Annotated in this window: 10 protein-coding genes; 4 read left to right on the forward strand and 6 right to left on the reverse strand. The window is 40.6% G+C overall.

The annotated features are described in order from the left end of the window. Nucleotides 1–69: 69 nt before the first annotated feature. The 3 genes from ACHZES_RS03170 to ACHZES_RS03180 form a co-directional block, all read right to left on the reverse strand. On the reverse strand, nt 70–897 hold the full coding sequence (locus ACHZES_RS03170; RefSeq protein WP_038281897.1) for a carbohydrate ABC transporter permease: 828 nt from the start codon (nt 895–897) through the stop codon (nt 70–72). Between the two features lie 12 nt (nt 898–909). Then, entirely contained in the window at nt 910–1827 is a 918-nt protein-coding gene (locus tag ACHZES_RS03175) for a carbohydrate ABC transporter permease (RefSeq protein ID WP_038281895.1), read from the reverse strand. Nucleotides 1828–1918: 91 nt separating this feature from the next. Further along, nucleotides 1919–3265: a sugar ABC transporter substrate-binding protein gene (locus ACHZES_RS03180; RefSeq protein ID WP_038281892.1), complete on the reverse strand. Its 1347-nt coding sequence runs from the start codon at nt 3263–3265 to the stop codon at nt 1919–1921. Between the two features lie 272 nt (nt 3266–3537). Here ACHZES_RS03180 and ACHZES_RS03185 point away from each other — a divergent pair, with 272 nt between their 5' ends. From ACHZES_RS03185 to ACHZES_RS03200, 4 genes are all read left to right on the forward strand, one after another. After that, nucleotides 3538–5298, forward strand: coding sequence for a sensor histidine kinase (locus ACHZES_RS03185; RefSeq protein ID WP_154520584.1), 1761 nt, complete (start codon nt 3538–3540; stop codon nt 5296–5298). Nucleotides 5299–5328: 30 nt separating this feature from the next. Beyond that, on the forward strand, nt 5329–6951 hold the full coding sequence (locus ACHZES_RS03190) for an AraC family transcriptional regulator (protein ID WP_038281888.1): 1623 nt from the start codon (nt 5329–5331) through the stop codon (nt 6949–6951). 309 nt (nt 6952–7260) lie between these two features. After that, nucleotides 7261–7593 (forward strand): PadR family transcriptional regulator, encoded by a 333-nt coding sequence (locus ACHZES_RS03195; RefSeq protein ID WP_395547923.1) that lies wholly within the window; start codon nt 7261–7263, stop codon nt 7591–7593. After that, complete coding sequence (locus ACHZES_RS03200) at nt 7577–9112, forward strand: permease prefix domain 1-containing protein (RefSeq protein ID WP_404820322.1); 1536 nt, start codon at nt 7577–7579, stop codon at nt 9110–9112. Before ACHZES_RS03195 ends, ACHZES_RS03200 begins: the two co-directional genes overlap by 17 nt. A gap of 142 nt (nt 9113–9254) precedes the next feature. On the opposite strand, the gene ACHZES_RS03205 is transcribed toward ACHZES_RS03200, so the two are convergent. From ACHZES_RS03205 to ilvA, 3 genes are all read right to left on the reverse strand, one after another. Then, nucleotides 9255–9929 (reverse strand): HAD family hydrolase, encoded by a 675-nt coding sequence (locus ACHZES_RS03205; protein ID WP_395547921.1) that lies wholly within the window; start codon nt 9927–9929, stop codon nt 9255–9257. A gap of 149 nt (nt 9930–10078) precedes the next feature. Beyond that, nucleotides 10079–10576, reverse strand: coding sequence for a cupin domain-containing protein (locus ACHZES_RS03210; RefSeq protein WP_395547920.1), 498 nt, complete (start codon nt 10574–10576; stop codon nt 10079–10081). Between the two features lie 373 nt (nt 10577–10949). Then, nucleotides 10950–12173 (reverse strand): threonine ammonia-lyase, encoded by a 1224-nt coding sequence (gene ilvA, locus ACHZES_RS03215; RefSeq protein ID WP_089992307.1) that lies wholly within the window; start codon nt 12171–12173, stop codon nt 10950–10952.

The raw sequence follows: 12173 nt of genomic DNA on the forward strand, positions 1-12173 counted from the left end.
AGGGTGTTTCCACCTAAGTCCATCTTTTTGGACATAAAAAGGTATACCCGTAGGGTGTTTCCTTTCCGCTTAGCCCTTGATTCCGCTGGCTGCAACGCCCTCAACAAAGAACTTCTGGCAGCTTAAGAATACAATGATAACCGGGATCAATGAGCACACAGAGGCTGCCATGATCCATGCATAATCAGCTCCAAACTGAGATATAAACATACGGATACCAAGCTGAATAGTCTTTAATTCTTTTGTCTTTAAATAGATCAATGGTCCCATAAAATCATTCCATACATTCGTAAAGGTAAAGATAGTCAGGGTTGCCATTGCCGGCTTGCCAAGTGGGAATACGATTTTAGCAAATATACCGTACTCGTTTAATCCATCAATCCTGGCTGCTTCACACAATTCGTCAGGAATGCTGATATAAAACTGTCGGATTAAAAATACACCGAATGCGGAAAAGGCCTGCATCAGGATCAATCCTAAATGAGTATCGTTAAGTCCAAGCTTGGAAACCAGAATAAACTGGGGAACCATGTAAACCTGCCATGGAACGGCTATGGTCGTAACATACATAAGGAAGATTAAATCTCTGCCTTTAAAACGTGTCTTTGTAAAACCGTAAGCAGCAAAGCAGCTGGTGAACAGCTGGATTACGGTCGTAATGACCGTCAGCTTGGCGGTATTGAAAAAGAAGGTCACAAGAGGCAGCTTCTTCCAGATGATTTTGTAGTTCTCCAAATGCACCGTTTCTGGCCACCATGTCATAGGTATGGAAAATACGTCTTTATTAAGCTTTAAAGAAGAAATTACCATCCAATAAAAGGGCACCAGCATAAAAAGGGATAAAGCAATCAATCCCAAATATAGAAATATGTTCAAACTCTTTGATTTTGTTCTCATCGCTTTCCCTCCTTACATCAAATCTTTAGACCACTTCTTTTCACCAGCAAACTGAATCAGGGTGACAATAAGCACTACTGAAAACAGAACAAGCGCGCCAGCACTTGCCGGTCCAAACTCCCAGCTTGTAAATGCCTTTTCGTATATATAATTAACCAGAGTCTTAGTTGCATTACCAGGACCTCCACCTGTCATTACGTATACAAGGTCAAATACCTTGAAGCATTGGATCGTCAGCATGATCAGAACGAAGAATGTGGTTGGAGTCAGCATGGGAATGGTAATATAACGAAGCTTCTGGAAGCCGTTGGCTCCGTCAATTCCTGCCGCTTCATAAAGAGAGCCTGAGATTCCCTGAAGAGCTGCCAGATACACGATCATATAGTATCCCATGTATTTCCATACGCTTACGATAGAAATAGCTACCATGGCCCATTTCACATCCACAACCCACCTGGGGGGTTTGGAAATGCCAATAAATCTAAGAAATTCATTGATTGGTCCAAAGTCCGGCTGGAACAGCATATTCCACACCGCACCAACTGCTACGATGGAAGCAATATAAGGGAAATACAATGCTGTACGGAAAACTGCGATCCCCTTTAACTTATGGTTCAACAGAACTGCCAGTAAAAGTGCCAGCACTAAGGTTGGTAATACAGTGAGCAGTGCGTATTGAATCGTGTGAATAAAGGATTGAACAAAAATCCTATCATTAAAAATCTGAACAAAATTACTTAATCCTACGAATTCCATGGGAGCCCGGGAACCATCCCATTTCATAACACTTAAAACAAAAGAAAAGATAACGGGAATGAATACAAAAATTGCATATCCGATTAAATTGGGTAGAATAAAGGAATAACCAATCAGGTTACTTCGGATTGCCTTCATTTGATGAGACTTTATCGTCTTTTTTACTTCTTTCATACAGGGTTAACCTCCTTTTCACCTGCTTTTTGCCACAAAAAGAGCGCCTTGCCATAATATTTGAAAAGGCGCTCTCCGGGCAATCAAATTTTTACCAGCCCTTGATCTCCGCAACACGCTTGTTCAGTTCTTCGATTCCCTGATCAACGGTATACTGCTTAATCATGATCATTTCATGAACTTCTTCAAGCACAGTTTTGATTTCAGTAATCTTTGGATCTAAAGGACGGTCAAATATATAGTGAGTATAAGTCAGTGCTTCAACATTTGAATCTCCCTCTGGGAAGAACTGTGCAGAAGCAATGGTCTTTAATGACTCTTCTGTCTGGATACCGGTAAATACGCCCTGTTCAGCTAAAATGTTAGCTGCTTCTTCGCTGGTTGCAAACTTTACAAAATCCCAGGATAAGTCAGGCTCATCAGTGTAAGCACTGATTCCGACAGGAGTGAGAGCTCCTACTGTGTAACCGGCTTCTGTATCAGCAGGATGAGGAATCCTTGCAATGCCCCAGTTAAAGGAAGTTTCATCTGATGCCTGAGACTGGATCATAGTTGCGATAAACCAGGAACCCATTGGCATCATAGCACACTGCTGATTTTTGAATACTGATGAATAATGGATATTTGCTGTCTTTAAAGTAGAGAAATCCTGAATATAACCATTATCCTGTAATGCAAGAGCTTGCTCATACCATGGCTTTAAGAAGGAATAATCCTTTTCAACAACGGTGTGCTTGCCATCCTGAACAGCCCAGTTTGATACAAGTGCCTGCCAGGTGTGGTTATGTCCGCCATAAACCTTTGAACTGCCTTCACCAGAGGTCAGCTTAGCTGCAAGATCATTATACTCATCCCAGGTCATATCATTTGATGGATAAGGAACGCCTGCTGCATCAAAAAGGTCCTTATTGTAGTATAAGATATACCAGTCGGAACGGTATGGAAGTCCGTAGGTAGCTCCGTTATACTGAAGCTGCTCTGCTGCACCATTATAAATGGATAAATCAAAATTATCTTTCTTCATGAAATCATCCAAAGGAAGAAGCTGTTTTTTATCTGCCATCTGGAGCATGGAACCCATGTCCTTTACCCAGATTACGTCTGGATCCGGCTGAGCTGCAGATAAGCTTATTCCCAGGGAATTGTTGTATTCATCAGCTGATGTATCTATAACATTAATTTCAACATCTGGATGTTTTGCCATGTAGGCATCAACTACAGTCTGGAATGTAGGTGATGTATCATAGTCCCATGTAGTAACGGAAAGAACTTTCTTTTCTCCTGTGCTCGTTGCTTTTTCATCTGATTTTGTTGTTTCTGTCTTTTCAGTTGAACCTGCAGCACTGGTCTCTGCTGTTTTGCTACCACCACAAGCAGTTAAAGATGTGCAAACCATACCGGCTGCTAACATCATAGCTAAAACTCGTTTTAATTTCATTAGATTGAAACCTCCCTTTTTTTAGAACTACGCGCGTATGTGTTCTTTGTGGTATAAGAATAACAGATTTAAAGCCTTATCGGAATAAACGATTTGCATAATTCTATTATTTTTTTTACTCATCAACGTATTTCATGATCTCAAACATATATTTTATTTAGATTTTTATACTATTTTAAGATTAATTTTTATATTCGTTGAATTTCTGCGTAATAAAGGATATGATATGATTAAATTTATAAAGAAACAATGATTCAGAAAGGAACTCTGTCATGCCCCGCACATTTCAGTATAAGCTTCTTCTATATAATCTTCTTGTAGTTATAAGTATCGCCTGTGCAGTAAGCTTTTATAACTATCACTCCTATTATAAGGATGCTATTCAAAATGAAACGGAAAATTCTGTTAACCGCATACAGATTCTGTCCGACCGGATGGAAGTTGCTTACGAGGAAATGGTCAACATCATTGTAACCTGTTCAGAAAGAAAGTCTTTATTTTACACACCTTCCTTAAAACAGTCGGAATACGGAGATGCTGCTTATATTAAGCTATACGCTTCCAATGTACTAAGGGACTTCTGCGCAATTTCAGGTTACAGCAAATATATCTATAAGATCACTCTTTATAGCAACGGAGAAATCCTGCAAGCAGGGAGCGCCTACGGCTCCTCTTTCGATTTTAGAGACATCCAAAATGCGCCCTGGTTCCTTGATATGCTTTCCAGAGAGAATACCCAGTATCTTCTCTCCCTGGAGGACAACCCTTTTTCTCCAATGAATTACACCCCTAAGCTGCTCCCTCTTCTTAGACCATTAAAATATTCCTCAAGCAGCAATCCGGAGGATGCCTGGATATTTCTGGCTATTTCTCCCCGCCTGTTTTCCGATACCCTGGAAAGCATGGGAGATGGACAGATCATCTTTGCGTCCACTTTAGATGGAAGTATCATTTCTTCTGTGAATGGAAAGGATTATGATGTCTCTGATCTGCTGGTCACTCTTAGAAACTTAAAAGACCCCCAGGGCAATTTCCGCACTTTGCTGAATGGAAAGGATTGTATCATCTCCTATCAGAGGCAATTAATCAGCGGTCTGATCTTCTTTCAGATCCTGCCAATTTCAGACCTTAACCTTGACCATGGCATGATTGGGGGTACCATTGCTCTCATATTCTTTTTCTGCTGTACCATCGGCTTAACCTTGTCCTGGTTTATATCCCGCCAGCTAAGTGCTCCTATCAGCCGTTTGAAAAAACGTCTGGAATTCATCTCCATGGGAAATTTCGAACCGGACCGTTCCATTGAAACAGATGATGAAATCGGAAGCATAGGAAAGCAGATTAACCAAATGTCTGACCGAATTTCCGATCTTTTGGAAACCAGGGTTCAAAGCGAAAAAGAAAAAAAGGATTTGGAAATCAAAATGCTTCAAGCCCAGATTAATCCTCATTTTCTTTACAACACTCTGGATTCTATCAAATGGATCGCAACCATGCAGAAAAACAGCGGGATCGTACAGGTAGTCACTGCTCTGTCCTCTCTGTTAAAGAACATGGCAAAGGGATTCAACGAAAAAGTAACTCTTCGTCAAGAATTGGATTTTTTACAAAATTATGTTATTATAGAGAAAATCCGATATATTGAACTTTTTGATGTGACCACAGAGGTTGATCAGGAAGTTTTATACGATGCCAAAATCGTGAAGCTGACCCTTCAGCCTATTGTGGAAAACGCCATCTTTAACGGAATCGAGCCAAGCGGACGAAACGGGCTGATACAGATACACGTTTTTGCTGAAAACAGTGTCCTTTATATTACAATAAGGGACAATGGCATCGGCATTTCTCCAGAAGGCATTGAAACGCTGTTAACAGATACTTCCCGCATCACAAGAAGCAATATGAGCGGAATCGGGCTTCCAAACGTAGACCGGAGATTAAAGCTGGTTTACGGAGAAGAATACGGATTAAAGCTTGAAAGCGAATTAGACCAATACACATTAATTACCATTGCCCTTCCTTTGGAATTTTAAGAAGGGCTGACAAAGGGGTATAAAGACAGCATGTATCGAATTATTATTATAGACGATGAGCCGCTTATTCTAGCCGGCATCGCTTCCCTGATTATATGGGAAAACTATGAGTGCACTATTATAGGAAAGGCAACCAACGGCCCTTCCGCATTTGAGATGATCATGGATCTTCATCCGGATATCGTTATTACAGATATCCGGATGCCCGTGCTCAGCGGGCTGGATCTGGTGGAAAAATGCAAGGAAAACGGCTGTGACTTTTCTTTTATCGTATTAACAAACTTAGAAGAATTCCATCTGGTGAAAAAGGCCCTTTCTCTGGGTGCCTCCGACTATCTGGTGAAAATCGATCTGAATGAAGAAGCTCTTGTAAACGCTTTGGAACGGGCCAAGGAGGCCTGTGACCTGCTAGTCAATAAGCAGCACCGCCTTATGGACAGCCAGCTAAAGAATAATCAAGAGGACCTGGCAAAGGCAGCGTTCCGCCGTCTTTTTCTTTCCCAGGAGACAGATTCTGATATCCCTGAAGAATTGGAGGAGCAGTATCCGGCTCCTTTTGTCATCCTGTTTTCCTTAAGCCCTACCCACATAGACTTTGATGCAAGCGGGGAAAACTTTGACCTGCATTCCGTCAGCAGGCAGTTAATTGATATACTTGGCGGAATTGCAGCAAGGTTTTTCTTTCATTACACAATCCTTGAATACCGGCAGGATACTTATCTCCTTACAGCCTCCTTTAAAGAAGGAGCCTTTTCCCAAAATGTGATAAGGGAATTCTGTCAGAAATTCAGCGTTGCTTTAAAAACTTACTTTGAGCTCTCTGCCGTCTACGGTGTCAGCAAGACAAAAGAAAAGATTTTGGAACTCCCCCAGGCATTCTCAGAAGCCTTGACAGCACTGGAATATTACTACTTCGATTCTTCATCCCAAGTGGTTTTTTATGAGGGACAGAACACCCATTTCAGCCAGGCAAAAAAATTCAATATTAACGTATTTAAAAAAGATCTGGCTGCTTATATAAGCCAGAACGACAGTGAGAAGCTTGCTTCCATCTTTGAAGAAATCATCACCCTGTTCCGGGAAAACAGGCCACGTAAGGAACAGGCAACCAGCGCATGCATCAACATCTACACCTATCTCTATTCATTTTTTGAAACAGGGGATGACAGCTATCAGGAGATCTTTCCTTATACCATTAACATTGCCGAGCAGCTGAATCATTTTAACAGCCTGGAGGATATTCTGGAATGGCTGAGAAGCTTCTGCCAGAAGCTGTGCCGCCTTTTAGAGGACCGGAAATCCACCCGTTCCGACAAGCTTGTGGATCTGGCCAGAAGCTACATCAAGGAACACTACATGGAAAAGCTGACCCTGGCCGATGTTGCCGAAGCTTTAAACATAAGCTCCGGGCATTTAAGTAATACTTTTAAAAAACTGACTGGGACTACCCTATCAGATTATATTGCCCAGGTTAAGATCCAGCATGCCATGGAGCTTATCGATACCCACCAGTACTTGATGTATGAAATCTCTGATAAACTGGGCTTTGATAATCCTTACTATTTCAGCAAGGTATTTAAAAAGGTTACGGGCATATCGCCGAGAGAACACGAAAATCGAGTCACCTATCCGTTTACAGATGATGGGAAATAACGATGCCCCAGTATTGTCTTCCAAGGCTATGCAACTGTACGCAATTATAATCATTCATGAAAATGTTTTAAATAAGATACGCAATTATGGGGAAAGATCATTTTCTGGTCTTTCCTCTTTTCTGTATTCAAATGCCTGTCCCGGGCATGTCTGAAGGGACTACCTTCTGACTGCTTTAATTTTTATTCCGGTTTCATTCATTTTTAACGGCTTGACATACTTAGATTGTCTAGGTATAATAATTACTATACTTAGATTATCTAGGTATTGTGTTATGAAAATCACAAATACTGAGAAAGGGGAAATCCTATGGACAAACGCTATATGGCTCTCAGCACTTCTATGCTGGTGCTGAAGCTTTTGAAAGAACAAAGCATGTATGGATACCAGATAATACGTATACTGGAACAGCAAAGCCAGAATGTATTTCAGCTTCAGGAAGGCACACTCTACCCAATTCTGCACACCCTGGAACAACAGGGAGCAGTCACCAGTTATCATCAGACTGCAGAAAACGGCCGCAGCCGCAAATATTATGCAATTACTTCTCATGGGCAGAAGATGCTGGATGAAAAATCAAAAGAGTGGAAGGTCTACCAGACTGCCGTCAACCAGGTGATGGGAGGTGTTCTATTTGAATAAAAAAATCTCTGATTCTGCAGTCTCCCACTTTCTGGAAGAGGTAACAGAACAGATTTCTTATAAACCGTTACGTCCCTCCATCCATCAAGAGCTGGAATCACATATTAATGACCGGATTGAGGATTATGAATCACAGGGACTTTCTCATGATGATGCGGAACATAAGGCTCTTCGTGGCATGGGGGATCCAATTGCCATCGGTACCGAGCTGAATGAGGCCCACAAGATTCAAAAATCTCCTAGACTTGCCTTCATTACCGCTTTGCTGCTACTAGTAGGCTTTGTTCTCTCCTGCTTTTTTCAATGGACACCGGAGCAGATGTCAAATGGCTTTCTTTACTATATTCCAGGAGGGATTTTGCTTGTGTTTACAGCATTAAAGGGGTATCCCTTTTTAATCCGGCACAGAAAGATATTGGCATCATTAATATGCCTGTTGTATCTGGCTCAAATCGTGATATTTTTCCTGACAGAAGTCAGCGGAAGACGGATTGGGATTGTCAGTACTTCCTATTTTGCAACATTACTATTAGTTCCAGTGATTACAGTGCTGCTGTATTGTTCCCGCCATAACAGAAAGAAATTCCTGGCAGCCGCTCTTGGGTGTGCAGGTGTATGGATGCTTCTCATGTATACATTTGGCCCGTATCATTTCAGCGATACTTCAGGAGCCATTTTTCTACTGAGTATACTTGGAACTGTGTGTTTTATGATTCACCGTGGGATTTTTTCCGGTAAGAAAAAACTTCTTTATTCCGGTACACTGGCATTTCTCGTTCTTCTCGGAAGTCCGCTTTTTTTAACACCATCCGGCCGAGAAAAAACAGTAGCATTTCTATCTCCGCAGTCCGCGATTCGCACCACCTGGGATGATACATACAATGGTATATTGATTCAGGAATTGCTTTCAAGAACGCCTCTTACCCGCAGTCTTGAGCTGTCCGCGGAGGAAATGATGGATTACGGTACTGGTGCATGGTATTTTGCTTCCCGTGATCCATGGCAAATTGGTATAGACGCCACAGGGATTCATACCGACAAACAACAGCAGGAATTTCAGGATAACGTGGAAACAATTGAAAATCAGGGTGGCGATCCCCGATATATCCATTACCAGGCAGATGACGTGACACTCTGGGATATTCTTCCTCAGCACTATCATAATAATTACTTGATTGCAGTATGTATCTTCCTGTTTGGATGGCTTCCTGGGTTGGTTCTGATAGGGGCTATCGGTCTGTTTTACTGGATCCTTTTTTCATACATTAGACGGATCCATGGGAATCTGGCTTCATCTCTTGCTTTTAGCTGTGGCCAATGCCTGCTTTGGCAGGGAGTATTTTACCTCTTGGGAAACTTTGGTTATCAATATGCACTTTTCCCCAATCTACCCCTGATTTCGGAGGGGCAGTTAAGTATACTCCTCAATATGTTACTTCTTGGGCTTGTTTTTTCAGCATACCGTTATGACCACGTAATAGAAGAACCCGTTAATTACAGGCCAATCACATCGGGCTGAGCAACCGGGTCATTATTGTAACACATGATATAAATTCAACAGTACCGGAAAGTGGTTTTCCGGTACTGATTTTGGATCTGGCTAAAAATATTATCTTTTTTCCTGATTACTGCACCATCTTAATTGGTGGGCCTGGACCTTATTAATCTATGTATTTCAATATATCATCAAAACTCTCAATATGATAATCTGTATAATTAATAATCATTTCTTTTTGAATATTTGATTTACAATCTAAATATTCGCTAAAAATTGTTTTCATACCCGCTCTTCGAGCCCCAAACAATTCATTTGATCCACCATCACCAATAAAAATACTTTCCTCTGGCTTGACATTTAAACTTTTCATAACCAATTGATAAATTTCTGTTTCAGGCTTCAATATTCCGACATCACATGAAAATATAACCGAATCGAAAAATGTAGACATTGGAGAATCATTCCAATATTTTATATCAATTATATCAGCATTACTTATAAGGCCTATCTTGATACCTTTTTCACGAATTCTGCCAAGAACTTCAAGTACTTTATTATCAATTGATAATAGTGCACGTTTCATTCGTTCTTCACGTTTCAGTAATATCTTTCGTTTTTGTTCCTCAGTTACCTTATATGGCATAATATTAACAATTCTATCGATTATCTCACGTTCGTTCCTTATCTTTCCCTTTGCCCTTTCATCATATAGTATATTATTTTCAGCATAACTTTCCCATTCAGATGATAATATACCTATGACATCATATTCATTTTCAATTAAATAACAGGGATATATTAATGTAAAAAACAAATCAAAAAAAACTGCCTTAGCCATCTCTAAACTCCCCCGTAAAATTCATCTTTTTATTTTATAATTCAAGATGCTGTGTCAACGATCAATATTAAGTTATTCTCATTCTGGCAATTAAAAAACTACCAACTTTCTATTGATAGTTTTAATATTAATAATTACATTATAAAATCTTACTCTTTTGGATTCGGCTCTGGGAGCCATGAAGTATTTAAATCTGATCCTTTAAAAATCCGTCTCATTTCATAAGATTTTTGCATATACATATCATCATCAGGATAATAGCAGGTATCTTCATTTTGATTTGTTCCAATGTCCAAGATTGTCAATACCTCGTCACTGGAATTATAGAATGTGTGGGCAATATTTTTCCCTGCCGGCTTTGCTATAAAATCTCCTTGTTTAACGGTTTTCTCCTCTCCGTTTAAGCGCAAAATTCCCGTTCCGGAAAGGATCATAAAGAACTCTTCCTGCTGTGAATGACTATGATATCTTGTACTGTATGCTTTAGGTGGAACATAATCAATATTTACATAGATCTTCTGACTTCCTGCAGCATCCCCCAACAACTTTGTAACCAAACCGATCTCGTCATCCCAAACATACTGTTCAGGCAATTTATCCACATTAAAGATATCCAATAAAAATTCTCCCTTCTCTACTATAATCATTCTTTATGAGTAGAATATCACACGTCCTGCCGGCTATCAATATTAAATTTCCAATATCTAGTAAATTGTAAATAGTCTTAATGGTTATCCTACTATTATTTTCAATTCATCTGTTATATAATATAAATACAGAAATAATTAGGAGGTGCCACATGTTTACTTATTTCGCAATGTTCCTGCAGTTATTTGAAATTTTTAAGTATGTTGTTTATGTTATGGTTTTCCTATGTTGCATCAAGTATTTAAAGAATTAATAACATTGCTTCACCGGTCTCATCTGCTCTCAAAGTTATATCCGGAAAGCATTGCTTTGACTTTTTATATACAAAAAAAGCGCGGTACAATCCCGTGCTTTTTTTGTATATATGGAATCTTAATCCGCATAAGTTCCTTTTGATTTAACCAGCTTAGGCCTGTAACCCTGAGCCGTAAGTGCTGCCATAATAGTATTCTTATGTTCCGTTCCAAATGCTTCCATGGTTATGCGAAGTTCCACTGCCGCATTCCGGTTAATGCTGATAAACTGGTTGTGGTCCAGACGGATAACATTACCCTGTTCTTTTGCAAGAAGTGCAGATATCTTTGCAAGTTCTCCTGGCTTATCCGGAAGCAGAACAGATACCGTAAAGATACGGTCTCTCTGCATCAGTCCCAGTTGGACGATGGAAGCCATGGTGATCACATCCATGTTTCCCCCGCTTAAGATAGAAACAATTTTTTTATTGTCCACGTTCATGTGCTTTAAAGCCGCAACAGTCAGAAGCCCTGAATTCTCCACGATCATCTTATGGTTCTCAACCATGTCAAGGAATGCCACGATCAGTTCGGAATCTTCTATGGTAATGACTTCATCCACATTTTTCTCGATGTAGGGGAAGAGCTTTTCTCCCGGGCATTTTACAGCAGTTCCGTCTGCAATCGTGTTGACTCCTGGAAGGGAAACTACCTTCCCCTGTCGTAAGGATTCCTGCATACAGTTGGCACCTGACGGTTCCACGCCGATAATCTTGATCTTGGGGTTTAACATCTTGGCAAGAGTAGAAACTCCTGTACATAGGCCGCCTCCTCCGATGGGAACCAGGATATAATCAACCGTAGGAAGTTCCTTGATGATCTCCATGGCAATGGTTCCCTGTCCGGCCGCTACGTCCAAGTCATCAAAAGCATGAATAAAGGTAAGTCCCCGTTCTTCCGCAAGCTTGTAGGCATAATTACAAGCCTCATCAAAAACGTCGCCTTCTAATATGACCTCCGCTCCATAGCCTTTGGTACGGTTTACTTTCATTAATGGCGCCGTGGTAGGCATTACGATGGTCGCCGGAATGCCGGCCAGCTTCGCCGCATAGGCAACGCCTTGGGCATGATTACCTGCAGAGGCAGCTATAAGACCTTTGGATTTTTCTTCTTCAGACAGGGTGCTGATTTTATAATAAGCCCCTCTTACCTTATAAGCACCGGTATACTGCATATTTTCCGGCTTGAAATATACCTTATTACCGGTCTGGGTGGAGAAATATTCACTGTAGATCAGTTTTGTTTCCAGGATAACTTTGCTAACGGCTTCCGATGCTTCTTCAAACTTTTCCAATGTCAACAT

It is taken from the genome of Lacrimispora sanguinis (genome assembly GCF_044987295.1).
In the GTDB taxonomy this organism is placed as follows: domain Bacteria; phylum Bacillota; class Clostridia; order Lachnospirales; family Lachnospiraceae; genus Lacrimispora; species Lacrimispora celerecrescens_B.

What these genes read in the sequence shown, in the direction of transcription:
- ACHZES_RS03170 (WP_038281897.1), bottom strand. Translation starts at nt 897, where the DNA reads ATGAGAACAAAATCAAAGAGTTTGAACATATTTCTATATTTGGGATTG.
- ACHZES_RS03175 (WP_038281895.1), bottom strand. Translation starts at nt 1,827, where the DNA reads ATGAAAGAAGTAAAAAAGACGATAAAGTCTCATCAAATGAAGGCAATC.
- ACHZES_RS03180 (WP_038281892.1), bottom strand. Translation starts at nt 3,265, where the DNA reads ATGAAATTAAAACGAGTTTTAGCTATGATGTTAGCAGCCGGTATGGTT.
- ACHZES_RS03185 (WP_154520584.1), top strand. Translation starts at nt 3,538, where the DNA reads ATGCCCCGCACATTTCAGTATAAGCTTCTTCTATATAATCTTCTTGTA.
- ACHZES_RS03190 (WP_038281888.1), top strand. Translation starts at nt 5,329, where the DNA reads ATGTATCGAATTATTATTATAGACGATGAGCCGCTTATTCTAGCCGGC.
- ACHZES_RS03195 (WP_395547923.1), top strand. Translation starts at nt 7,261, where the DNA reads ATGGACAAACGCTATATGGCTCTCAGCACTTCTATGCTGGTGCTGAAG.
- ACHZES_RS03205 (WP_395547921.1), bottom strand. Translation starts at nt 9,929, where the DNA reads ATGGCTAAGGCAGTTTTTTTTGATTTGTTTTTTACATTAATATATCCC.
- ACHZES_RS03210 (WP_395547920.1), bottom strand. Translation starts at nt 10,576, where the DNA reads ATGATTATAGTAGAGAAGGGAGAATTTTTATTGGATATCTTTAATGTG.
- ilvA (WP_089992307.1), bottom strand. Translation starts at nt 12,173, where the DNA reads ATGTTGACATTGGAAAAGTTTGAAGAAGCATCGGAAGCCGTTAGCAAA.